The 25552-nt window shown below is 50.0% G+C and carries 17 protein-coding genes and 1 pseudogene; 11 read left to right on the top strand and 7 right to left on the bottom strand.

Going from position 1 to position 25552, the window contains the following annotated elements; translation table 11 throughout:
- Positions 1-44 precede the first annotated feature (44 nt).
- From BUB27_RS07730 to BUB27_RS07760, 7 genes are all read left to right on the top strand, one after another.
- Positions 45-572 (top strand): hypothetical protein, encoded by a 528-nt coding sequence (locus BUB27_RS07730; RefSeq protein WP_143183242.1) that lies wholly within the window; start codon positions 45-47, stop codon positions 570-572.
- Positions 573-576: 4 nt separating this feature from the next.
- Positions 577-1794 carry a cytochrome c biogenesis ResB family protein gene (locus BUB27_RS07735; protein WP_143183243.1) on the top strand — a complete coding sequence of 406 codons (1218 nt, stop codon included), beginning with the start codon at positions 577-579 and terminating at the stop codon, positions 1792-1794.
- Complete coding sequence (locus BUB27_RS07740) at positions 1784-3817, top strand: cytochrome c biogenesis protein (protein ID WP_143183244.1); 2034 nt, start codon at positions 1784-1786, stop codon at positions 3815-3817. Before BUB27_RS07735 ends, BUB27_RS07740 begins: the two co-directional genes overlap by 11 nt.
- Positions 3818-3961: 144 nt before the next feature.
- Entirely contained in the window at positions 3962-4198 is a 237-nt protein-coding gene (locus BUB27_RS07745; RefSeq protein ID WP_143183245.1) for an acyl carrier protein, read from the top strand.
- Between the two features lie 164 nt (positions 4199-4362).
- Positions 4363-4890: a hypothetical protein gene (locus BUB27_RS07750; RefSeq protein WP_143183246.1), complete on the top strand. Its 528-nt coding sequence runs from the start codon at positions 4363-4365 to the stop codon at positions 4888-4890.
- Between the two features lie 21 nt (positions 4891-4911).
- Positions 4912-5811 carry a LysM peptidoglycan-binding domain-containing protein gene (locus BUB27_RS07755; protein WP_143183247.1) on the top strand — a complete coding sequence of 300 codons (900 nt, stop codon included), beginning with the start codon at positions 4912-4914 and terminating at the stop codon, positions 5809-5811.
- Between the two features lie 43 nt (positions 5812-5854).
- Positions 5855-6814, top strand: coding sequence for an acetyl-CoA carboxylase carboxyltransferase subunit alpha (locus tag BUB27_RS07760; protein WP_143183248.1), 960 nt, complete (start codon positions 5855-5857; stop codon positions 6812-6814).
- Between the two features lie 82 nt (positions 6815-6896).
- On the opposite strand, the gene BUB27_RS07765 is transcribed toward BUB27_RS07760, so the two are convergent.
- The 5 genes from BUB27_RS07765 to nagZ all read right to left on the bottom strand — a co-directional run bounded on the left by BUB27_RS07765 (position 6897) and on the right by nagZ (position 16384).
- The gene (locus BUB27_RS07765) at positions 6897-10373 is read right to left on the bottom strand and encodes a S41 family peptidase (RefSeq protein WP_143183249.1); all 3477 of its coding nucleotides are present in this window, start codon (positions 10371-10373) and stop codon (positions 6897-6899) included.
- Between the two features lie 97 nt (positions 10374-10470).
- The gene (locus BUB27_RS07770; protein WP_143183250.1) at positions 10471-11232 is read right to left on the bottom strand and encodes a succinate dehydrogenase/fumarate reductase iron-sulfur subunit; all 762 of its coding nucleotides are present in this window, start codon (positions 11230-11232) and stop codon (positions 10471-10473) included.
- A 75-nt stretch (positions 11233-11307) separates the two neighbouring features.
- Positions 11308-14496 carry a preprotein translocase subunit SecA gene (secA, locus tag BUB27_RS07775; RefSeq protein WP_143183251.1) on the bottom strand — a complete coding sequence of 1063 codons (3189 nt, stop codon included), beginning with the start codon at positions 14494-14496 and terminating at the stop codon, positions 11308-11310.
- Between the two features lie 145 nt (positions 14497-14641).
- Positions 14642-15070, bottom strand: coding sequence for a transcriptional regulator MntR (gene mntR, locus BUB27_RS07780; RefSeq protein WP_234991709.1), 429 nt, complete (start codon positions 15068-15070; stop codon positions 14642-14644).
- A 57-nt stretch (positions 15071-15127) separates the two neighbouring features.
- Positions 15128-16384, bottom strand: a complete 1257-nt coding sequence (gene nagZ, locus BUB27_RS07785; RefSeq protein WP_234991710.1) for a beta-N-acetylhexosaminidase — start codon at positions 16382-16384, stop codon at positions 15128-15130.
- Between the two features lies 1 nt (position 16385).
- Here nagZ and gpmI point away from each other — a divergent pair, with 1 nt between their 5' ends.
- Positions 16386-17924, top strand: coding sequence for a 2,3-bisphosphoglycerate-independent phosphoglycerate mutase (gpmI, locus tag BUB27_RS07790; RefSeq protein WP_143183252.1), 1539 nt, complete (start codon positions 16386-16388; stop codon positions 17922-17924).
- 82 nt (positions 17925-18006) lie between these two features.
- On the opposite strand, the gene BUB27_RS07795 is transcribed toward gpmI, so the two are convergent.
- On the bottom strand, positions 18007-19311 hold the full coding sequence (locus tag BUB27_RS07795; RefSeq protein WP_143183253.1) for a glutamate-5-semialdehyde dehydrogenase: 1305 nt from the start codon (positions 19309-19311) through the stop codon (positions 18007-18009).
- A gap of 124 nt (positions 19312-19435) precedes the next feature.
- Complete coding sequence (gene proB, locus BUB27_RS07800) at positions 19436-20212, bottom strand: glutamate 5-kinase (protein WP_234991711.1); 777 nt, start codon at positions 20210-20212, stop codon at positions 19436-19438.
- 561 nt (positions 20213-20773) lie between these two features.
- Between proB and BUB27_RS07805 the strand changes: the two are divergent.
- The 3 genes and pseudogenes from BUB27_RS07805 to BUB27_RS07815 form a co-directional block, all read left to right on the top strand.
- Positions 20774-21427, top strand: a pseudogene (locus BUB27_RS07805) (phosphatase domain-containing protein); the annotation flags it as partial.
- Positions 21428-21630: 203 nt separating this feature from the next.
- The gene (locus BUB27_RS07810; protein WP_143183255.1) at positions 21631-23037 is read left to right on the top strand and encodes a dihydrolipoyl dehydrogenase family protein; all 1407 of its coding nucleotides are present in this window, start codon (positions 21631-21633) and stop codon (positions 23035-23037) included.
- 98 nt (positions 23038-23135) lie between these two features.
- A complete protein-coding gene (locus BUB27_RS07815) occupies positions 23136-25547 on the top strand; it encodes an ATP-binding protein (protein WP_143183256.1) in 2412 nt (803 codons plus the stop codon).
- The last annotated feature ends 5 nt before the right edge of the window (positions 25548-25552 follow it).

The following is a 25552-nucleotide window of genomic DNA, read 5'->3' on the forward strand; positions in this document are numbered from 1 at the left end:
TTACCCTTGCCTAAAAGACAACCTAACGTTATCGCCCGCATATCATGAAATTACGCATGTTCGCACTGATTCCAGTTCTTTGCGCTGTAGTGAGCAGCTGTGAGGATAAGACTCAGCCTGTGGAAGTTACTCAGACACGCAATTTAACCACTTTTGACCAAGATTCCGTGCTCCACATGGTGATGCCCAAGGAGTGGCGTCGTGTGCAGGCCACCAAGTTCAGAGACTTTAATTTTAAGTTCAACAAGGACGGTGAAGTCTATCTTTCCTTGGTGAGCGGTAGCATCAAGGACAACGCCTCCAGATGGCTACGCCAATTCGGTCAGTCACCCGAAGTAGAGATAGCGGATCTCGAGAAGATTGAAATGCTCGGTTCTGAAGGGGTGATTATTGAGACATCTGGTAAGTTCAGTGGTATGGGGGGCGTAGAAAAAAATGACATGGCTTTATTGGGAGCCCTTGTTTTTTCCAGAAACAACCTTATCTCCGTCAAAATGGTCGGTAATAAAGACGAAGTGGCGGCGCAGCGTGAGAATTTCATCAGCTATTGCAAGAGCCTGAAGTGGAAATAGAGCAATGAGCGAAACATCTAAAAATAACGGCAAACAGCCTACCTCGTTAGGGGGGCAGATCATGCGTGTGCTCAGTGGCTATGAAATAGCCATCATCAGCATGCTTCTTCTGCTCCTCTTGACTCTCTTCTGTACCTTGGAGCAGGTGGAGAGTGGTCTGTACTGGACCTTGAAGAAGTATTTCTCACCGGAAGCTGTGGTGGTTCAGCCGTTCTTTGGAGGTAAGGATTTTCCCTTATTTCTTCCCGGCGGTTATTGGGTCTGTGTGGTGTTCACTATTAATCTGGTCCTAGGCGGATTGATCCGCGCGCGCAAAGGGCTCAAGCACATCCCGGTTTTTGTCAGCCATATGTGCATGGTCTTTATCATGGTGGCAGGTGCAGTGGGCTATCATCAGTCCAAGGAAGCCGTTATTCAGGTAGAAGTCGGCAAGGAGGGGGACTTTGCACAAAACCTCTATGTTGAGTCGATTGAGGTTTTTGAAGTGGTAGAGGGTAGCAAGACAAAGCCTACCGTCATTAATTCTGACTTACTCTCCGCTCTGCGGGAAGATCCAGAAGCCAGCCGGAAGTTTCTCCTGCCAGATGAGTTTCCCTTTGATCTTGAAGTCTCGGGCTATTACACCAGTGCCCAGCTGAGCAATGATCTCTCCAAGGCAGGCATGATGCCTGTGGTGGATGGGGTTTTTCTTCAGCAAACCAAGTCAAACCCACTTGAGGAGCTCAATATCGGCGGATGCTATCTGAAAGTCACCGATAAGAGTTCAGGTGAGAGCAGGTTGCTGATTCTCAATGAAATGGCTAAAAGCTATGTCACCTTGACCTTTGGTGAAAAAATTTATGGTTTCCAGATGGTGCGCGAGATCTGGGATCTTCCTTTTACCTTGCACCTGAATGACTCGATCGGTGAGTTCTTCCCGAATACGACCAGACCGAAACGCTACGAAAGTGATATTAAAATCATTGATGAAGAGGGAAATGGTCAGGACTTCCACATCGAGATGAATGAGCCTCTGCGCCACAAGGACCTGACAATTTATCAGACGAACTGGGATGACAGTACTGGAACGGTAGTCTCAGGATTTACCGTGAAGAAGAACCCTTCAGATCAATGGCCTAAGATCGCTATCTATATCAGTGCTGTGGCTCTGGCCGTTCACTTTTTGGTCAAATTGACTGCATTTATCACTAACAGCTTGGGAGGTAAGAGACGTGAACACTAAGGTATTACGATGGATTGGATTTGGTCTGGCGATTGCATTGATCGTCACCGTGCTTGGATATGCTGCCCGATACTCTACCGCGGTTAGTAAGCCAGTGGAAATCAAAGGCTACGAGAAGTGGGATCCCGAATTGGTGAAGGAGTTTGCTGCGCTCCCGGTGCAGGACGGGGGACGTGTAAAACCGTTTTCTACCTGGGCTGGCTTTGAAATGCTGACTATCAATGGTAAGCGCTCGATCAAGCTGCAGAGTGGCGATGAGATAATCAAGTTAGGGCCTGTAGAATGGGCTCTAGATTGTATGTTCAGGCCGGATACGGCGGACCAGATGCCATTCTTCCAGGTTGAGAACGCCCAGGTACTGGACATGATCGAAATGGAGCATGATGAGAAGAAGCGGCGTGACCGTTACTCATTCATGGAGTTGAGTGGGGAAAATGGCCAGCGTCTGAGCAAAATCGATGAGATTGGCAATCAGCTGAGAGAGAAGCAGGGCAAGCAGATCGATCTCGATCAGATAGAGACCCAGTTTGTCGATCTCTCTACCAACATGCGTTCCTACATTTCTATGCGGTCCTTATTGAACCCTGTCAGAAAGCGCCTGAGCCCGGATGATACGGATTTCTCATTACTTTCTTATTGGGTGAAAAGCTGGCCGGATCTGGCCAGAGTTCTCCAGATGCAAATGCAGAGTCAAGAGACGGCGGATCAAGCTAGAGGACTTCTCAACAATATCGGAATGCGCATGGAGGGCAGCATTTACAGTCAGGTCACCATGATGCCACCGCTGGAGTCTGACCAAAAGGCCTGGCCTGCGCGTAGGACTTGGCTGATGGACTACATGTCTTTCAAGACACCATTCGATCAGGCTCAATATGACTATCTAGTAGAGCTTGAGAAGCTGGCACTAGCCTATGACAAAGGTGGTCAAAAAGCACTCCTGGAAGCGGTAAAGGCCTACAAGAAGAAGATTGCTCCTGCGCTCGAATCTCGCGGTGAGGGGCAGAGCATCCCTAGTGAAATCACTTACTATAAGATGGATTACTTCTTTAATGCCTTCGTCTTCTCTATCCTTGGATTCCTGGCGGTAGCCCTCGGCTGGGTTGCCCCTGGTAGTAAGCTGTCTAAATGCTGCAACATCATTGGTTGGGTTATTCTTGCGCTAGTCATTGCCATTACCGTCGCTGGGATTACTCACCGCTCGATCTTGATGGAGCGCCCGCCTGTGGGTAATCTATACGATACGATTCCATTTATCGTAGCGGTCTCCTTAATTGTGTTAGCCATCATAGAATGGCTCACGAAGCGAAGCGTTTGCCTCGGCCTAGCCTTGTTTTTAGGTATCATTGGTCTGACACTTGCCTTCGCCTATGAACAGAGTGAGGGCAAGGATCACATGGATCCACTTATCGCAGTCCTGCGCTCCAACTACTGGCTCACCATCCACGTTCTAACCATCACGATCGGTTACGCAGGTGGTCTCTTAACGGCTGGCCTCTCCTATGTATATCTCCTTTGTCGCTGGCTTGGTTTGGATGAGGGGGACAAAAAGTTCAGACGTCTTATGACCCGTGTGGTTTATGGTGGCATTTGTTTTACCCTGTTCTTTAGCTTGGTAGGAACGATCCTTGGTGGTGTCTGGGCGAACGATTCCTGGGGCCGTTTCTGGGGTTGGGATCCCAAGGAAAATGGTGCCCTAATCATTGTTCTCTGGTGTCTTATCATCCTTCACGCTCGTCTGGGTGGCTACATCCGTGAGTGGGGACTGCATACATGCTCCGTGATCGGGGCAGCTCTGGTGACCTTCTCATGGTGGCACGTCAATTTCTTAGGCACAGGCTTGCATAGTTATGGTTTCACCGGAGATGCAGGATTGCGTGCAGTCTATACGGTGTATTTCATCAATGGTGCTCTGGCGATAGGGGCATTCATTTCTGGCATCATGGAGAGCGAGAAAAAGAAACAGATCGCCTATCAGGCTGAAATGAGTAAAGTCACCGAAAAGGAGACTAAGTCTGATGATTAATGAGGCATACCAACTCTAATAAAAATACTCAGGAAACTCAGTTAGCCTTCAATATGTGCAAATTCGTGATTGCCATTGCTCCTCATGAGGGGTAATCAAAAGCGTCCGTTCATCATATTAACGAACAACCAACTCAAGATTCTCATGTCTGATTCAATCGAACAAAAAGTAAAAGATATCGTTGTTGAGCAACTCAACGTGACCCCTGATCAGGTTAAGCCAGAAGCCAAGTTCATCGACGATCTTGGAGCTGACTCCCTCGACACTGTCGAGCTCGTTATGGCTTTCGAAGAGGAATTCGGCATCGAGGTGCCTGACGAAGAAGCTGAGAAGCTTCAGTCCGTTGGTGACGTTATCTCCTACGTGGAAAAAGTTTCCTAATCTTTTGCAGGACACTAGTCCTGAATGATTTGAAGGGCGGACCTCTCAGCTGAGAGTCTGCCCTTTTTTCTAATTATCCGGTGATTTTTGTAAACCTTTACAAGACTCTCACCGTAACCATGGTAGGTTGTAGGTAATAAGTAAATACCTGAAGAAGAAGAGACATGGATCAAAATCCCGATAAAATCCAGTATGCGATGGAAAACACTCACGTTTTACGTGAGCCAGATCGTCGTATCGACACCTTTGGGGTGACGAAATTTAAGTTTACGATCATATCGGAGTTGATGGACTCTGTCGGGAAAATTCGGGTTCGTAGCGGAGAGGTGGAGGCCCAGAAGCCTCAAATCATCAAGCCTGCCGCTTATAACAATGTGGAGCTGGAGGGTTTTGATCAAAAGGCCAATGAATTCCTGGCTTGGCTGAAGGACAAAGGCTTAGAGCCAGTTTTCTTCCAATATGGATTTTCTTTTCGTCGTACAGAAGCCAATGAAGAGATCATCACTGATCACATGGCGAATGTAAAAGACAAGGTTCTGGCAGCAGCTCATGAGAAAGATGATCCTATGATGGCTGTCATTGAAGGTGTGGATGATGCTTGGGAAGTCGGTTTGCTCAAATTCGCGATTGATATCATTGGCAAATCACAAGAGATCAACAAATTTGATTTCAAGCGCCGCGGTTTGTTATAAGGTGAGCCGTCAGCCGAAATCATGCGAATCATCACCGTCATCAAATTTATTGCTGCAATTGCTGTGTTATCAGCTTTGGCGGCTACTCTGGTCCTTGCAGAGCGCTTTTTTTCGTCTGATCCAGAGCAAGAGGCTCCCAGTAACAAGCTTGAGGCGCTGATCCCCGCTAAGCCGGCACCCGTGGAAGAGGTTGAGCAGCTCGTTGAAAAGCTGGAAGTGGATAATCTCCCGGATGTCACCCCTGGTGAACGTGCCTTTGAATCGGCCCGAGAACTCCTGACGGTGGGGGACTACCTGGCAGCGGAAGAAAAGTTGAAATATGTGACGACCTATTATCCCACGGCTCCATCAGCCAAAGAGGCGAGGAGAATCCTTGGGGAAATGAACATGGATCGCTTGTTTTCGGGTGTAGGGGATTCAGGACAGAAGACTTACACCGTTCAGAGGGGGGACTCATTTCTTAAAATAGCCCGTGAAAATCAGACCAACCTGGATCTGATCCGCCTACTGAATGGGCTGGACCGAGTGGATAGGCTGCATCCCGGTGATGAGCTGATCGTCATGCCATTGAATTTAAGATTGGTGGTAGATGTCAGGCAGGAGCTGATTGAGCTCTGGAAGGGTTCCCAATATATCAAAGCATACGACCCAATGATCATGCAGGTGCCAAAGGGGCAAGGGAGCGTGAAAACCAAAATCAGTGATGTGGAGGCAAAAGCCGATGGGCGTGTCACGAATTCCAGTAAAACGAATTACCGCTCCAGTGAAAAAATCTTTGTATTCGCTAAACCTCAGATGGTTATCAGGAGTCCCGGCGATTATCCCAAGGAGGGATTCGAGGGGGTGATCCTTAGCGACGCAGATATAGAAGAACTCGCTCTGCTGCTACGCAGCGGAAATTCTGTAGAAATACGATATTAACTTTGCCTAAACTGGCCTAATCATTCAACCTCGACTCCGATTTATGAGCACAAAGCCGCTGGAATTTGAACAACCTATCTTCGAACTCGAAAACGAGCTGTCGAAGCTGAAGAAGAAGTCCTCGTCCCAGAACATCGACATGAGCGATGAGATCTCTGCCATGGAGCAGAAATTGGCAGATACGAGAAATGAGATTTACACCAATCTAACATCGTGGCAACGTGTACAGATCGCTAGACATACCAATAGACCTTTCATGCTCGATTACGTCTTCCATGCTTTCGAAGACTTTTGCGAGCTGCACGGGGATCGCCACATTGGCGATGATCACTCCATGCCTGGAGGTTTTGCGCGTATTGGTGATAAAAGGGTTGTCGTCATTGGTCATCAGAAAGGCCGTGATACCAAAGAAAACCTTCTCAGGAATTTCGGCAGTGCTCACCCGGAAGGCTATCGTAAGGCGCTTCGTCTGATGAAAATGGCTGAGCGCTTCAAGCTGCCCGTCATCTGCATGATCGACACTCCCGGTGCCTTCCCAGGTATTGGAGCTGAGGAGAGAAATATTGCGGAAGCGATCGCCTACAACCTTCGTGAAATGATGCTGCTCAAGACTCCGATTATTGCCTGCGTCTTGGGTGAAGGTGGTTCTGGCGGAGCTCTCGGAATCGGCGTGGCTGACAAAGTTTTGATGATGGAGAATGCCTACTACTCAGTGATTAGTCCTGAAGGATGTGCGGCCATTCTCTGGAAGCACCGCAAGCATGCCCCAGAAGCTGCGGAGGCGATGAAAATTGCCGCCCCAGATCTTGGTAAGCTTAACTTGATTGACGAGGTGGTACCTGAGCCAAAAGGTGGCGCTCACAACGATCACAAGCAGACTGCTGAGAATTTCAAATCAGTCGTGCTCAAGCATCTTGAAGAGGTAGAGCAAATGACTACAGAGGAAATGCTGGAGGCCCGCTATCAGAAATACCGCAAGTACGGTGAGTGGCAGGGTGAGTAAACCTTCTTTCGTCTTATTTTTAGAAACTAAAAAGCCTCTGGAGTAATCCAGAGGCTTTTTCTTTTGTAGGAAATGAGTTCTCTTATCGATTATGGTACTGAGCTTTTGGGAACTGGCTCGGCTTGTCCTTGATCTCTTTAGTGAGGACTTCGACTGCCTTTTCAAGTTGGTGGTCGATGCCTGCAGGAATCTCTCCGGGCATTGGCCAGATCTCGAAATCAGGCTTGGCTCCATTCAGCTCCATGTCCTTTCCGCTATCGATCACAAACCAGCCTCGGAATGGGTAGCGCAGTGAGCCGTAGCCTAGGACATTCACTTGTCCGGCGGAAATAACGCCGCCTGCGGTCTGAACGCCAACCAGTTTGCCTCGGTTCAAGGTCTTGATCGCATGAGAGAAAATCTCGGCATTGGAGAAGCTGTTCTGGTTACAAAGCACAATGATAGGCTTATCCCAGGTGGCATAGACAAAGCGATCCTGCGGGTAGCCTGGTCCGCCATTGCGGGGAATGGTAAATGCGTGTCTCGGCTGTGTCAGGGCAGTAAGGAGGTGGTCGGTGGTGAAGCCGCCGCCATTGTCTCGTACATCGATAATCAAGCCGTCTTTGCCTGCACCGTTTTCATAGAGGTGGCGCTCAAACTTCTCGAACTCATCCCACATCATCCTGGCGATGTGGATATAGCCCAGGCGGCCATTGGAGAGCTTCTCGACCATTTCACGAGTCTTCTCGATATTGTTTTCAGCCGCCAACTCTCTGGCTTCTCCGAATGAGATCGGCTGGATCTCTACTGATCGCGTTTCTCCGTCTAATCCCTTTACTTCGAGGCTACGAGCCTCGGACAGACGTCCGGTGAGAACCTTGGAGACAGCTGTGTCTGACTGAACTTTGTTTTCATCGATGGAGAGGATAATTTCACCAGCTTCGATTTTGCTGCGCTGTTCATCCGCTGGGCTGGTTGGAAGGACTTCCTTCACTTTCAAGCCTTCGCCTTGATGTTCTGGGTCAAAGATGAGACCAAAATGAGCAACCTCGTCTTTCCAGGCCGAGCGTTTAGACCAAGTGCTTTGCCATGGCTTAGAGCGGAAGCCTGTGTGAGAAGCGTTGAGCTCGCCGAGTAGCATGGCTACGTAGCGGTCAAAGTCTTTCATGCTAGGAGCGGAGGCCGCGGCGTGCTCATACTTGGAGAGCATGCCCAGCCAGTTCTTGCCGTTAAGGTGTTCATCGTAGAAGCCATCGCGCATGGTTCTCCAGGCTCCTCGGAAGAGCAGGCGCTGGAAGTCTACTCGATTCTGAGTGGTGAACACGGTGAAGGGGTAGCCGCTGGACTTGCCGCCTGTGGCTACGGAAGGGATTCCCTTGGAAACCCAATAGAGTTTATTGCCTTTCTCCATACGGAGGGGAGAGCCCGTTGCTTTGATGTACTCTTTGGTGGCGCCTTTCTCCTTGGCCTCGACGATGTATGTGGATTTGCCTCCCGAGGTCTGGAATATGATGCTCTTCGAGTCACTGGTCCAGACTAGTTTGTTAGGAGTGGATCCTCTTACTTGAATACGCTCAATACGTTTTTGGATGTTGGTCAGATCATAAGGGCTTTCTTCTTCCTGCTTATCCGTTTCGTCTTCGGCAGCTGTGGACTCGTCATCCTTTTCTTCCTTCTTGGTAGCAGGCTCCTCCTGCTTGGACTGATCATCGGGATCGGGATCTGGGTCGGCCTTAGGTTGTGGCTGAGGATTGGCGGGAACCTTCTTCGGGTCAGGCTGGTTATTTGGGTCAGGCTGATTAGGGCTCGGCGGCTCCGGCTTGTTGGGAGTATCTGGCTCGTCTTTCTTTGGCTCTTTGGCTGGTTCTTCCTTCTTAGGTTCCTCTGGCTTTTCAGGCTCTGCTTTTTTGGACGGTTCTTCTTTCTTCTTGTATGCAGGATCTTTCTTCATGGCTTTGCGGGCATTTTCGATACGCTGAGCACGTTCGCTTTTGCCTGATCCAATGGAGGTGAGGTCCACATAGAAGATGTCATAGCTGCTTCCGTAGCGGCGGCCAACGAAGGCGATTTTCTTTCCGTCAGGAGAGAAGGTGGGGCCGAAGTCGTTATCTGGATGCTGACTGATGTTGACTGCTTCCATGGATCCGTCCGCTTTGGTGAGGAAGACATCACCGTTGAAGTTGTCGTTTTGGTGGGCGTAGGTGATCCATTTGGAGTCTGGAGACCATTCAAATGAGGGGGTATCCCATGCGGCTGTAAGTACCTTAGAGTCCTTGCCGTTGATGTCCGAAATCCAGAGTTTGCCGTCTATGGTGGTGTAGGCAAGCTGCTTGCCGTCTGGGCTAGGATAGAACGTGTCCAGCGTTACAGGGCTATCAATCACGACCTCCGTGTCAAACTCCTGGGCTTCCCACCAGTATTTGGAAGCATCCTTTTTGGTGATTTTACAAAGTTTGGTGTTGATGCCGTCATCCTGAATAAAGAAAACCGCTTGGGAGTCCTTGCTAAACACCACATTGTACTCCCGTGAGAAAGTGCTGGTGATCTGGTTTGGTTCACGCAGGACGGTGTCCATGGCGTAGAGATCATCATTGGCGGTGAAGACGATTTCCAAACCGCTGCCACTGAAGTCAGCATCGCTCGTAGTGTTGATTTTCAGATCTTTCTCCATGAGAATTTGTAGATCCTCTGAGTGGGTCAGCTGGATTCTCTCTCCATCTCCGCCGATGGATGGATCCCATTTGTAGTAATGGAACAACCTGCGGAAAATAAGGGTGGAGCCATCTCGAGAGAGGGTAGGTGTGAGAACTCCATCATCCTTGAATTGCGTGAGCTGGCTGTTCTCGCTGTTGGCGAAGGTGTATTTCCAGAGATTCCAGGTACCTCCTTCACCATTCGCGTAATAGAACCCGGAGCCATCAGGAAGCCATACAGGATCCTTGCAGCCAAATTGACTCTTCACCGGTTGGGTGTATTCGCCTGTGGAGAAATCATAGAGCCAGACTTGGCTGGCTTGTGAGCCAGTGTATCCCTTGCGATAAGTTTCTACGCCTTCTCTGACAAAGAGCAATTTGGAGCCATCTGGTGAGATGCGTGCATCTTCTCCATAGGCATCGAAGAGCAGTTTCTCGGCGTGTTCACCTTCTACATCTTGTGTGTAGAGGCGCAGGGGATTCCTGCCGGGAAAATCACGATAGGCTCTCAGGTAGAGCTGTGAATCGTCAGGGCTGATGTCTTCAACCAAAGTCGTCTCAGAGTGGTGGGTGACCTGGACTGGCTTTCCGCGTTTCATGAGATCAAGTTTCCAGACTTGCAAAGACCCACTCTGATTAGAGTTAAAATAGAGCGTTTTGCCGTCTCTGGAAAAGAGGGGGTAGATTTCTGTGCCAGGGTGAGTAGTCAGGCGTTCAGCATCTCCGCCAGCACTGTTGCTAATCCAGATGTCACCATTCCAGCTGAAGACAAGCTTGCTGCCGTCCGGAGAAAGAGAGGGAGTGACTGGGTTTAGCATGTCCGTGGCCCCATGGGCTAGGCTGCCTAGGGCGCTGAGAGAGATGAGAGGTATGACAATAAATCGCATAGACAATAGTAGCGTAAGTTGATCCGGTTTTTTTTCAAAAAAAATCACCCGATAACACAAAGGTTACCGGGTGATTAGCAAAGATGTTCAGGTTGACTTAGGCAAGTCCTTCTTTAGCAGCGGCTAGAGCGTAATCGCGGTTCAGTTTAGCGATGTTGTCTGCGCTGATTTCTTTCGGGCAAACGGCTTCGCACTCGTACTGGTTGGTGCAGTTGCCGAAGCCTTCCTCGTCCATCTGGCGTACCATGGCGAGAGCGCGTTTGTCTTTCTCTGGCTGACCTTGTGGGAGCTTGTTGAGGTGGGAAACTTTTGCGGAAACGAAGAGCATAGCACTTGCGTTCTTACAGGCTGCTACACAGGCGCCGCAACCAATGCATGCAGCGGCGTCGAATGCTTCGTCAGCCAGACGCTTTTCAACAGGCATGGAGTTTGCATCTGGAGCTGAACCAGTGCGTACGTCAATGAAGCCGCCTGCAGCAATGATGCGGTCAAAGGCTCCGCGGTCAGTAACCAAGTCTTTAACGACAGGGAATGCTTTGGCGCGGAATGGCTCAATCCAGATGGTGTCACCATCATTAAATTTACGCATGTGAAGCTGGCAAGTGGTGATGCCGCGCTCTTTGGAGTGTGGAATGCCATTAATGGTCAATGAGCACATGCCACAAATGCCTTCACGGCAGTCGTGATCGAAGTGAATTGGGTTGCCGCCATCTTCGATGATGCGCTCGTTAACGATGTCGAGCATTTCCAAGAAGGAAGCTTCCTGAGGAATGTCTTTGGCATCGTAGGTTTCGATGTGTCCCTCGTCATTGGCATTCTTTTGACGCCAGACTTTGAGTGTGAGATTGAGGTTGGCCATAGCTATTGGTGATAGGATAGGAGAGAAATTTGTTTTGAAAACAGCAAAATCAAACTGATAGAGAGCTGTCTGGGCTTATTGTTCGGCGCCGCAGCAATCCTTGAGTTTTTTACCGGATCCGCATGGACATGGAGCGTTTTTGCCTGTTGGTTTGAGCTCGATTGGCTTGCGTTTAGCAAGCTGTACCTTGACCGGTTTGTCCTTCTTCTTAAGTGGTTGACCTGCAACCTGAGCGGAGGTGAGGACCTGTGCCAGATTCTCGTTTGAGAATGAAGGTTGTGGCTCGTCGCCACCTACGAGATCTTGAGGGAGGCTCTGAAGAAGCTGCTCAAACTGATCCAGGGAAGATGTGGAGCGGAAGAGATTGCCTAAAGCGTCCTCCTTGATGCTGCCCATCAGCGTTTGGAAGAGGCTGTATGCTTCATTCTTGTACTCAATCAGAGGGTCCTTTTGGCCTTGAGCACGGAGGTGAACACCTTCACGGAGAGCATCCATGTTGTAGAGGTGTTCCTGCCAGCGCTTATCGATTGCGGTAAGGATGATCTGGCGCTCAAGATGATCCAGATAAGCTGGGGATTCATCTTTTACTTTGAGTTCGTATGCCTCACGAACTTCCTTGATGAGCCAGTCTGAAGTTTCTTCAGCTGTTTTCTCTTCAAGTTGAGCTTCTTCCTTGGTCAGGCCAAGTGGGAAAGTAGTGTTGATCCAGTTGAGTAGCTCAAGGAGGTCAGGGGATCCTTCGTCGCGATTCTCGTAGTAGGAGAAGACGGTGTCAGGAATGACTTCCTCGATCACTTCGTCGATGAGTTCGCGTGGGTCTTCTGCTGAGAGGGCGTCATTACGGTAGCCGTAGACAACTTCACGCTGCATGTTCATGACGTCATCGAAGTCCAGAACACGTTTACGCCACTGGTAGTCGCGCTGCTCGACGCGTTTCTGAGCGGTTTCGATGGAGCGGTTGAGCCACTTATGCTCAAGAGCTTCACCTTCTTCCATGCCGAAGCGCTCCATCATGGTGGTCATGCGGTCAGCGGCTGCGAAGTTGCGCATCAGGTCATCTTCAAAGGAGATGTAGAACTGTGATTTACCAGGGTCGCCCTGACGTGCGCATCGTCCGCGAAGCTGGCGGTCAACACGGCGTGATGGGTAGCGTTCACAACCAATCACGAAGAGGCCGCCCAGTTCTGGTACGCCTTCACCCAGCTTGATGTCAGTACCACGTCCAGCCATGTTAGTGGAGACGGTGACGGCTCCTTTCTTGCCAGCACGAGCAATGATTTCCGCTTCCTGTTCGTGGAACTTAGCGTTCAGCACAGAGTGTGGGATTTTGGCACGCTTGAGCATGCGGGAGAGAGTCTCGGATGCGTCCACGGAGGCTGTACCTACGAGAACGGGCTGGCCATTAGCGTGAGACTCGGAAATTTTCTTCACGACCGCATTGTACTTCTCACGTCGCGTTTTGAAGACTTGGTCGTTCTCGTCATCACGTTGGTTCGGGCGATTGGTAGGGATCGGGAGAACATCCAGGTTGTAGATGTCATGGAATTCCGCTGCTTCTGTCTCGGCAGTACCAGTCATGCCACCGAGCTTTTCATAGAGACGGAAGTAGTTCTGAATCGTGATGGTGGCGAATGTTTGTGTCTCGCGCTCCACAGTGACACCCTCTTTCGCTTCTACAGCTTGGTGTAGGCCATCTGACCAACGGCGGCCTTCCATCTTGCGGCCTGTCTGCTCGTCAACGATGACAACCTTGTTGTCTTCAACAACGTATTCAACGTCTTTTTCGTAAATACAGTAAGCTTTGAGGAGCTGGGTGATGGAATGCATCTTCTGACCTTGGTGGTCAAGGCGAGTCTGAAGGATCTCTTTCTTCTCTGCCTTGTCTTCGTCGCTCAGCTCAAGGTTGGCGTCGATTTCAGCGTACTCTTCAGCTAGGTCGGGCAAGACAAAGGACTCTGAGTCATTAGGGTCCAAGAAGTTGCGACCCATATCCATGAGGTCCGCATCGTGAGATTTCTCATCGATGGTGTAGTAGAGCTCTTCCTTGATGGCGTAGAGATCTTTCTTCTGGGCATCCTGATACATGTCCAGCTCGGTCTTTTCGATCAGGCGGCGGGTATCAGGCTCCTGCATGAAGCGCATCAACTGCTTGTTGCGTGGTTGACCAAGCTTGATTTTAAAGAGGGATCGGCCGGCGTGTTCCTCATCACCTTCTTCGAGAGCTTTTTTGGCTTCTTCAGCAAGCTCGTTACAGAGGACGTTCTGCTTTTTGACCAGGCTCTCAATCATGCCTTTGAACTGACCGTATTGCTCAGTATTGGAAATGGTAGAAGGTCCGGAGATGATGAGTGGGGTACGAGCTTCGTCGATGAGAATGGAGTCAACCTCATCAATAATCGCGAAGTAGTGACCGCGTTGTACTTGCTCGTCACGAGAGTTCGCCATGCCGTTATCACGAAGGTAGTCAAAGCCAAATTCAGCATTGGTACCGTAGGTGATGTCGCACTGGTATTGTTCGCGACGGAACTGTGGCGGCTGCTGGCTTTGGATACAGCCAACTGTCAGACCAAGATATCTGTAGAGGGAGCCCATCCAGTCAGAGTCACGCATGGCGAGGTAGTCGTTCACGGTGACGACGTGTACGCCAAGACCTGTAAGCGCATTAAGGAATACGGGAAGGGTACCCACGAGGGTTTTACCTTCACCAGTTTGCATCTCAGAAATCATCCCGTTGTGGAGCGCAATACCACCGACGAGCTGTACGTCGAAGTGAACCATGTTCCACTCCATTTCGTTGTCAGTTACATTGATGGTGCGGCCACACATACGGCGGGCAGCATTCTTTGCTACAGCATAGGCTTCAGGAAGGATCTCATCGAGGTACTTGGCTCTGAGTTCCGGGAAATCATCTTCAATGTCTGCAAAAGCTTTTTTAGCGGACTCGATAGCTGCCGGTGTGGCTTCTACTTTTGGCAGTGATGGGTATTCGCTGCGGAGGGCGGAGAGGCGGTCTTCGAGGTAGTTAGCGAGCTGGCTAATAGTCTCGCTGTCCATGCTTTCAATGGTTCTCTTGGTCGGTACATCGAGAGGAAGGTAGCGGTGGAGGTGCTTTTGCCACTCTTTGACCTTGGCGAGAACGGTCTCTTCGGACTCGTTCTGGAGGGCCTCCTCAATTTCATTGATTTTCGCAACAATTGGCTGCAAGCGCTTTAGTTCGCGCTGGTTCTTGTTGCCGACGATTTTCTGGAGAATCCACTTAAGCATAGCTGTAGGCCCGGATGTTTAGACAATGGGCGGGGGCTTCCATACACCCAGCCAGCCTGATAGGCAAGGATGCATAGGCATATTCTGGGAAGTTTCGGCTGAAATTTACCGAAAAGATTAAAATTTAACCTTGGTTAGGCAAATTCTAGAGCTTTTTCCTCAGCTTCTGCAGTAATGCAGAGTCATCTTTGAGCTCTTCAAGCAGGACGTCGATGACTCTCAGAGTCGATTTGGAAACATGATGCTCCATGCCTTCCACGTCATGATAGATCGTGTCTTCATCAAGACCGAAAAGACGAAGGAACTCTGTTAGTGTTTGGTGGCGAGTGATGATGGCATCTGCGATCATGCGGCCTTTGTCAGTAAGTATTGTGCCTCGATATTTCTCATGTTTGACAAGCCCTTCAGCATCAAGCCTCTGAAGCATGTTGGTGACGCTGGCTTGAGAGATGCCAAGGTTTTTGGAAATGTCGACAGGGCGGGCATATCCTTTTTCTTCAATGAGATTGAGGATTTGCTCGAGGTAGTCATCCATGGCGACTGAGCCGCTGGTGCGATGTGACTTGGCAGACATGAGGTAGGTGAAATTGTTCGACAAATAGAGGGGGGGAATGGCTTTTTGTCTAGATGTTTAATAGTCCTCCACAGGGCTGCGGGAGTTCTGGATGTGGTCCGACTGGTCCTGAGCACCTTCTTCACCAAGGACTTCGACGCGAAGCTGCATGATGTCATTATTTATCTTATCCCATTTCTTTTGATCGAAAGGATAGGTCTTTGGGATTTTCTTCTTCAGCTTGGCAATGCGTTTGAGGGAGTCAGCAATCTCCGCATAAGGGAGCTCTTCCAGAGCGGCTAATGCAGCCTCAGTCGTGTCCGTCTGGTGGCAGATCATGGCCATGTCGTTACCAGCTTGAATGGCCATTTTTACATCGTTGCCTCTGCCGTAGGTGTTGATAATGGCGCCCATGTCGAGGTCATCTGTCATGATGACGCCGTCGAAACCTAGTTGATTGCGCAGGAGGTTGGTGATGATGTTTTTGGAGAGGGAAGCAGGCAAACCTGGTTCCCCGGGATCCAATGCAGAGAAGTGGGTGTGGCAGGTGAGAATGGCGTTCAGTTCAGGCATCAATGCTGTGTAGGGGAGTAGGTCTGAAGCTAAGAGGTCTTCCTTGGACTTGTCTACAACAGGAAGTTTGTAGTGTGGGTCAACATTGGCCAGACCGCAGGAAGGAAAGTGTTTGCCGCAACTGAGGATTTTCTGGCGACGCATGTTGCGGTTGAAAATGCCCGCATTGGTGATGACTTCTTGGGAGTTCTTGCCGTAGCAGCGGCCTCGAAGTGCGTTGTCGCACTCATCATCATAGGAAATATCCAGTACTGGGGCTAGATTCATGTTGCAGCCCAGTTGTATGAGTAGTTCTGCTGTGAGGGTGCCGTGCCAAGCGATCGCTGAGGGGTTGTCGGCTTGGCTGAGTTGGCCGGCAGAGGGGGGGATGTTGCCGATCTCTTTTGTGCGGGTGACACGGCCTCCTTCCTGATCAATGCAGATGAGTGGTGGATTGTCACAAATTTCCCTCAGGGAGTCAGTGAGTGCACGCACTTGCTGGGGGGACTCTACGTTTCTGCCAAAAAGTACAAAGCCTCCTGGTTGAACTTTTTGGAGGATGTGTCTTTCGTTCGCTGAGAGTTCGAGTCCCTTGATGCCTAAAAGCAGTAGCTGGCCATGCATACGGTCAAAGTGAGATAGGAAACTGAAGTTATCAAGATAAAGCGGGTGGAGTTTTTCAGCTAGGCGAAGTTGTGAGATTTCGTCGGAGTGTCGCGATTTTCCATTATGGCCTAAATCGGTCTTTGCTAGCAGGGGGAGCGGCTGTATAAGCGCTTTCAAGATGGCTAAGAAACCAGTAGTTCTGATTATTCGTGATGGCTGGGGGGTAAACCCAGGTGGGCAGGAAACTGCAGAGAGAGATGGAAACGCGACATTGCTCGCAGACACTCCATTCCATGACAAAATGCTGGCGACTTATCCGAAGGGGTTCGTGAGCGCATCCGGGATGGATGTGGGACTTCCTGATGGTCAGATGGGTAACTCCGAGGTGGGTCACCTTAATCTGGGTGCCGGCCGGATTGTTTACCAAGACCTGACACGCATCAATAAGTCGATTGCCGATGGCGAGATGCCAGAGATCGAAGTGCTGAAGAACGCGTTCGAGCAGGCTAAGCAAACACGAATCCACTTTATGGGATTGGTTTCTGATGGTGGTGTACATAGTCACCAGGATCATCTGGCAGCTTTTGTCAAAGCAGCCGCTGACGCAGGCGTGAAGGAAATCTACATTCACGCCATCACTGATGGTCGTGACACTTCACCAACTGGTGGCGTGAATTACTTGAAGAAGCTAGAGGCGGACATTGAAGGGACTGGTGCGAAAATCGTGACAGTCATTGGCCGTTACTATGCGATGGACCGTGATACCCGCTGGGAGCGTAACAAGCTTGCGTGGGATGCGATGGTTCTTGGCCGTGGCGAGAATTTTGATGGCAAAGCCAGTGAGGCGATTGCTGCAGAATATGAGAAGGGGAATACGGATGAGTTCCTTAAACCGATCATTCTCTCTGACTCCGATGAGCAGCGTGTGCGCGATGGGGATGTGGTGTTCTGGTTCAACTTCCGTGCTGACCGTGCCCGCCAGCTTTCTAATGCATTCTTAGACGGTGAAAAGTTCGAAGGTTTCGATAAAGAGGTTCACCCTAAGACTCATTACGTGACTCTCACGCAATACGATGAAAATTATGACTGTGAAGTTGTTTATCCTGCCAGCAGCATGAAGAATGTTCTGGGCGAGGTCGTGGCTGACGCTGGTCTGCACCAGCTCCGTATCGCTGAGACTGAAAAGTACCCTCATGTCACCTACTTCTTCAATGGTGGAGCAGAGACACCTTTTGCGAATGAAGACCGTCAAATCGTAGCTTCGCCAAAGGTAGCTACGTATGATCTACAGCCAGAGATGAGTGCTCCAGAAGTGACTGAAGTACTCGTGGAGCGCCTGAAGGACTATGATCTGGTGATCCTTAACTTCGCTAACCCAGACATGGTCGGGCACACAGGTATCGTGGATGCCGCCAAGAAGGCTTGTGAGACCATTGATCGTGGTGTTCAAGCCGTCGCTGAGGAAACACTTCGCCTAGGAGGTAAGCTTCTTATTACTGCTGACCACGGAAACTGTGAGAAGATGATCAATGAGGACGGCTCTCCTCATACCGCTCACACGACAAATCTAGTCCATGCGATTTATGTTGCTGCTGATCACGAGGGCGTGAAAGTGAAGGATGGTATTCTCGCTGATGTGGCTCCTACTTTGCTGGATATGCTTGGTGTCTCTAAGCCCGAGGAGATGACTGGCAATAGCCTTCTTGAACGCGCCTAATAGCCGCATTCATTGATGAAAAAAAGGATGACCTTGTTACGGGTCATCCTTTTTTTGTTAGGCAAATTGATGAAGGGGTGAGTTACGCTTCTTGCGTAGAGAGCAACGCATCCTGCCTGGCTTTATCTTTAATTTGTCCATCGCCAGTTACACGGTATTGGTAGCTGGTGAGCTCCTTGAGACCCATTGGTCCGCGGGCATGTAGCTTGTCTGTGCTGATGCCGATCTCGGCTCCGAAGCCATACTCTTCTCCATCGGAGAAGCGGGTGGATACATTGTGGTAAACACAAGCGCTATCTACTCCTGTTAGGAATTGATTAGCGGCTACATCATCACGGGTGATGATGACTTCACTGTGTTGAGAACTGTATTCGTTGATGTGTTCGATAGCTGCCTGGATGCTGTCGACGACTTTGACGGCAATGATCAAATCCAGGTATTCGGTAACCCAGTCTTCATCAGTGGCCGCTTTGGCATCTGATAGGATCTTCAGGGCATGCTCATCCGCGCGAATTTCTACGCCGCGGACTTTCAGTCGCTGCTCTAGTTTGGGAAGAAATTCTTCAGCGATGTCTTTATGGACGAGTACAGTCTCGAGTGCATTGCAGACGGAAGGTTTCTGAGTCTTGCCGTCGTCAATGATGGCTACAGCGAGGTCTTGGTCAGCCGCTGCGTCCACGAATGCGTGGCAGATGCCATCGTAGTGCTTGATAACTGGCATACGTGCAAGACTGACAACGGTCTCGATGAGTCCCTTGCCTCCACGGGGAATGATGAGGTCAAGATACTTGTCCATGCCAGCGAGTACTTGCACGCTTTCGCGATCAGTGAATGGAATGAGCTGGATTGCACCGTCTGGAAGGCCGGCTGGTTCACCACCTTCTTGCAGGGCTTTGGCAATGGCTCTGTTTGAGTGAATGGCCTCACTTCCACCACGAAGAATGGTGGCATTACCTGACTTGAGGCACAGCACTGCTGCGTCTGAAGTGACGTTTGGGCGACTCTCGTAAATGATGCCAATCACACCAATAGGTACTCGGACCTTAGTAATGTGAATGCCGTTCGGGCGGTCGATTTTTTCCAGTTCCTCACCCACGGGATCAGGGAGGTCGGCTACTTGCTCAATACCACCGGCGATGGCATCGACTCTGTTGGCATCGAGTCTAAGGCGATCTAGCATCGCTCCAGTGAGTCCTTTGGCTTCGCCAGCTTCAATGTCTTTGGCATTAGCAGCTAGGATCTCGGGAGTGGCTTCTCGCACGGCACGAGCCATCGCGCGAAGAATGGAGGCTTTCTCCACTTCAGTAAGTTGGGACAGCTTGAGTGCTGCTGCACGGGCTTTCTTTCCCATGCTATAAATGTGATCTTTGATCTCTTCGGAATTCATGTAAAAAATATATCGGTTAAAATAGACCTTGGATAGTCCAGTTAGTGTCTGTTTCGAGGGTGCACAAAGACAGGTACCTGTAAAAGGTACTCCATGTGCATGTGAGCTGCGAGCGTGGTAGCCTCTATGCAGGCTGTTTCTGAGCTCTGAAGCGAGTGCAATAGCCGTCGCCAGCTACAATGTCTTGTAAGCGCTCCGGCTCGCGGCCATTAGCAATGCAGGTCTCTATGCCGCCATTAACCGCGCGGCGTACAGCCTTTAACTTGGCCTGCATTCCGCCTTGAGACATTTTACCAGTCTTCTTCTCGGCGAAGTTCATGACTTCGTCGATATCGTCGACTTCGCGGATGATCTCACCACCGATGTCTCCAGGGGCGTAAAGGCCATCAATACTGGAGAAGATGACGAGCATCTTTGCGCCGATAAGCTCGGCTACGCGGACGGCAAGCATGTCGTTGTCTCCGACACAATAATCGCGGAATGCGACTGTGTCGTTCTGGTTAACGATGGGGACGACGGCCGGCTCATTAAGGAGCCTTGAAAGGGTGGCCTTGGTATTGTCCCTGCGCTCAGGATCTCTGAAATCATCTGCTGTCCTGAGTAATTGGGCGACATTCATCCGGAAATGTCCGAATAAGTTTTCGTAAGCATGCATGAGTCGGGTCTGGCCGACTGCTGAAACTGCCTGCTTGGTCGCTAGGTCTTTAGGATATTCGTTCAAACCGAATGCGGTGACACCTGCTCCGACAGCTCCGCTTGATACGAGTACGCACTTGCCGAAGTCTCCGACGGTCTGTGCGATTGCGTTTACAAGCCTTAAAAGGGCGGCTCCGTCGAGGGTTGCATCCTGTGCTCTGGTGAGTACACCGGTTCCTACTTTGACTACGATTGGTTGGTCCACTATTATTTTTTGTTAGTTAGGTCCCGCAATAGCTGTCAGGCGCAGATTAACGAAAAAAGATAGGGTTGAATCCTCCAACGATGGCTTAGCAGTCTTCATTGACCACAAGAACAGTTTACTCAACCGTTCATTGCCAGTCTGCAACCATTGACAACGGCTGGGACGCGCCCACCATAAGGTGGATGCATGATGAATGCAAAGAGAAATCCAATATAATCCTGTCACGAATTTGTTTAAACACAAGGATTTTAAAACTATATGTACAAAATAGGTGTGAATATTTCTCGTTGCTAGCGTTCCCTGAACGCTTGTGTTAGAATGTCGACAATGAAGCGATTGGGGATATGGCTACGACATGGTTGCCTAGTGATCGAATGGTTACTAGGTGTTCTGTGGGGCGCCGTCTCATGGATTATTCCCAGAAAGAGGAGAAGGCCTGTGGCTGATGTTTATAATTCCTTCAAGCATCCCAAGGGTATTTATGTGTTTGGGCGCGTGCTTACTGAAAGACGTTTGATTCCTCCGAGCCCTGAAGACGGGATGTGGTTAAATTTTCGCCGTATGGCTAGCCAATGGTTCACGCGTGAAATTCCGAAGGCATTCATTGAGATCCATATTGGAGACCAGAAATTCGAACGCCGGTCAGATGCCGAAGGTTACTTTGTGTTTCACCATGATGAATTAATAGAGGTGGATAAAGTGACCGTATGCTTGCCTGGTTATGGCTATGAGAAAGATTACCCGCTGATCAGCCACTACACGACTCCTCCATTGGTGGTTATCAGTGATGTGGACGATACGCTGATGGAGACAGGTGCTGTCTCTCTGGGGAAAATGCTCAAGACAACTTTGTTTGGGAATTCCCTGACACGTGAACTTGTAGATGGCGTATCTGAGGTCATTCAGGAACTCAATGCCGGTGGGAGAAATCCCGTCTTCTACATTACCAGCTCACCTTGGAATTTGGCTCATTTTCTCAAGCGGGTTTTCATTCGAGCTGAGCTCCCCATGGGGGGATTATTCATGACCGACTGGGGGCTGACCCCTGAGTATTGGATTACCCCCAGTCACGATAAGCACAAAAGACAGGCTATTGATCAAGTCGTGGCTTGGTTTCCAGACTCAAAATATGTTCTGCTAGGAGATGATAGTCAGATGGATCCTGATATCTATGCTGGCGCCTTGAGAGATTATCCCGAAATGGTAGACGGCATATTCATTCGCAACGTATCGGATGACATTGTAGCAAACCGTGTTGCCAAACAATATGCAGAGCTGAATAAAGAATACGGCGAGTTGGCGTTTACGTTCAGCGGGACGCAGGAAATGCGTACCCAGATGCGTAAAATTGGACTGCTTCCGTCTGGTGAATGAAGATGGGTGTTTGCAACTTTCTTGATGCCGTCTATGGATAGGGCATGACCGAATATGATGTAGCTGTGATTGGTGGTGGAAGTGGTGGCTATGCTGCGGCTCGCACTGCAGCCGCTGGTGGGATGAAGACTGTAGTGGTGGATGGAGCAGATGAGCTTGGCGGGCTGTGCATACTCCGAGGGTGTATGCCCAGTAAGACGCTAATCGAGTCAGCTAACCGTAATATCGTGATTCGCGAAGCGGAAGAGTTCGGGCTTAAGGTGGATGGGAGTTCGGTTGACACCAAGAAGATCATCGAGAGGAAGCGCTGGTTGATTAAAGATTTCAGTGATTACCGTGAGGGTCAACTTAACGATGGTAGATTTGATCTGCTTAGGGGCTTTGCCCGGTTCGAAGATGCAAATACCTTGAAGGTTCAGCTTCGAGATGGTGGCGAAGAAGTCATCAAAGCGAAGACCGTTATCATTGCCAGCGGCTCCAGTATTTTTGTTCCGGAGATTCCAGGCCTCAAGGAGGCTGGCTATCTGACTAGTGATGATGTGCTTGATAAAGAGGATGCCCCTGAGTCAGTGATTGTTTTAGGTGGTGGCGCTATAGCGCTAGAGCTGGCGCATTATTATGATGGGATCGGAAAGAGAGTAACTGTGATCCAGCGCAGTGAGCACCTGCTTACGGGGATGGATCATGATGTTGCGGATGAGCTGGAGACCGCATTGAAAGATCGAGGTCTAGAAGTTTTCTGCGGTACAAAGATCCTCAAGGTTGATGTTCTAACAGATGGTGTGAAGCGAGTGACCTTCGAGCACAAGGGGCAGACAGTAGAAGTCGCCGGGGAGGAGATCTTGGTTGCCTTGGGGCGAAATGCAACAAGTGATAAACTGGCTCTAGATAAGGCCGGAGTCGCACTGAATAAAGACAAAGTAAAGGTGGAGGCAAGTATGCAGACGACAGCTCCAAATATATTTGCTGCCGGTGATGTCTGTGGTCCCTACGAGATTGTGCACATCGCTATCGAGCAAGGTGAGAAAGCCGCAGAGAATGCGATGATGTATCTGCGCGGATGTGATCCTACGGAGTACCAGTTGATGGATTACCGTCTTAAGCTCTATGGAATATTTACCGAGCCTCAGGTGGCGACTGTGGGGATCACCGAGATCGAAGCAGCGCGAGAAGGGCGTGAAGTTCTTGTAGAAACGTATCCTTTCAATGATCATGGAAAATCCATGGTACACGGAAGTAAGCATGGTTTCGTGAAATTGATTGGGGATGCCAAGACTAAAGAGATTCTTGGCGGTGCAGTCGTAGGACCTGAGGGAACCGAGTTAATCCATGAGATAGTCGTCGCCATGGCTTTCAGGGCTACGGCTGGGCAATTGGCCCGAATACCGCATTACCACCCGACACTGAGCGAAATCTGGACTTATCCGGCCGAAGATATCGCGGATGCTTGATAGGGTGCTCAATAGAATGACTTCTGTGGGGATAGGCTTTTAGCTTATCCCCATTTGTTTTGGCTTTTCATGGCATGAGGTTTGATTAATGTTTAGATATGGAAATTTTGGAATCCGACTATGAGAAGTTAGGGGCGTTTTATCTGGGGCGTGAATACGACCTGAAGAAGAGTGAAATGCAGGATCAGCTTGTCATGTATGATTCCAAGGATCTGGTTACACATGGAGTGGTGCTTGGGATGACTGGCAGTGGAAAGACAGGTCTTTGTATATCTCTGTTAGAAGAGGCGGCCATGGACAATATCCCGGCCATAGTGATCGACCCTAAAGGAGATATAGCCAATTTGATGCTTACTTTTCCCGAAATGCAGGGTAGCGATTTCCGCCCCTGGATTAATGAGGACGATGCAGCGAAGAAGGGATTGAGCGGCGAGGAGTACGCCAAAAAGACGGCTAAGATGTGGAAGGAGGGGATTGAGAGCTGGGGACAAGGCTGTGATCGTGTGAAAGCATTCAGGGAGAATGTGGATGTAAATATATTTACGCCAGGTAGTCGTGCGGGGATTCCCGTGTCAATTCTAGGTTCCTTGGAGGTTCCGCCTTTCGAGGTGATGGACGATAGTGAGTTGTTAGGTGACCGTATTGAAAGCACGGTGAGCTCCTTGCTGTCCTTGGTTGGCGTGGATGCAGATTCCATACAAAGCCCAGAGGCTGTTTTGCTCTCGACCGTATTCAATCATGCTTGGAATGCTGAGAAGAGTCTCACGATAGAGAGTCTGATCGTAGCGATCATGAATCCGGATTTTGATAAGGTGGGTGTGATTGACTTGGAGAGCTTTTACCCGGCGAAGAAGCGCCAAGAGTTGGCTCTGAAGTTTAATAACCTTCTGGCATCTCCCGGTTTCTCTACCTGGATGGAGGGGCCCAGCTTAGATATTCAGAAAATGCTGTATCAGGATAACGGCAAAGCGCGGATTTCGATTTTCTCTATTGCCCACCTCAGTGACAGCGAGCGGATGTTTTTTGTCAGTATCCTGCTGAATCAAATGCTGGGTTGGATGCGTACTCAGAGTGGGACCACGAGTCTGCGTGCGTTGCTTTATATGGATGAAATCTATGGGTACCTGCCGCCCACAGCAAACCCACCGAGCAAGAAGCCGATGATGACCATGCTAAAGCAGGCACGGGCCTTTGGTTTGGGAGTACTCTTGGCTACCCAAAACCCAGTAGATTTGGACTACAAAGCGCTCTCTAACATTGGAACCTGGTGGTTGGGGCGCTTGCAGACCGAGCGTGATAAAATGCGTGTTCTCGATGGCCTTCAAGGTGCAGCAGCAAGTCAGGATAGTTCATTTGATCGTGAAGCAATGGAGACTTTGCTCGCCGGCTTGGGTAGCAGAGTTTTCCTCATGAACAATGTGCATGAGGATGGCCCGGTGGTCTTCCATGTACGCTGGGTCATGAGCTACTTGCGTGGTCCGCTGACCCGTAGGCAAATCAAGACCTTGATGGATCCCAAAAGGGATGCCTGGAAACAAAAGGAAGTGCCGCATAAAGCGACACCTAATACTAACCCAATGGCCATGCCTGAGAAACAGCAGGGAAGTGTGGCCGCAGGAGCTGTTAGGCCAGTGGTGAGTGATGGCGTGGAAGAGTTTTTCACAGAAGCTCACCGTGGTCAGCACTACACTCCTCACTTGCTGAGACAGGCCACCGTGCACTTCAGTAATGAGAAGCGTGGGATAGATGGAGCGCGCGTCGTGCGATTCATCAATCGTATTCAAGAGGACGGGATTGATTGGGATCACGATGTGGTGGTGAAAGAAAGCCTGGATGCTCTTCAGGAAGTTCCCTCAGATGGTGTGGATTTTGCCGAGCTTCCGGGCTTTGCCATGAACGAGAAAAATTACCAAGGAGTAGAGGATGATTTTGAAGAATGGCTCTACCGTAATGAGCGCCTTGAGCTGCTCTATTGTCCTTTGACAGATCAGTACTCGAAGATGGGAGAGGTGGAGGGACAGTTCCGTGCCCGCTTGGCACATGCCGCTAGAGAGGCACGTGATGAGGCGATCGAAAAGATCCGCGATAAAGTCGAAAGTAAGGTGAAGACTAAGGAGGGGCAGTTGAGCCGGGCCATTGCTGCTGTGGAGCGTGAGAGGACGCAGGCAAATAATGCCAAGTTAAGGGCAGGCGGGAGTATTCTTAACGCAGTGATTGGAGTGTTATTCAGCCGGAAGAAAATCAGTTCTACTAATGTTCGTCGCGGCAGTAGTTCCGTTACCCAAGCGGGTAATGCGATGCAGCAGGCCCGCGATGTCGAGGTGGCTGAAGCCAAAGTAGAGGATATTCGCGCTCAAATCGCTGAACTTGAAGACGAGCTTAGAGATGAAATCCGTGAGCTTGAGCAAAAGTTCGACCCGGCAGCGGTCAAGCTAGAGAGGGATGTGGTGAAGCCCTACAAGAAGGATATCCAGATCGATTCCGTGGGACTGATTTGGATTGGGCTGTAAGTGGC

This window comes from Rubritalea squalenifaciens DSM 18772, from assembly GCF_900141815.1.
In the GTDB taxonomy this organism is placed as follows: domain Bacteria; phylum Verrucomicrobiota; class Verrucomicrobiia; order Verrucomicrobiales; family Akkermansiaceae; genus Rubritalea; species Rubritalea squalenifaciens.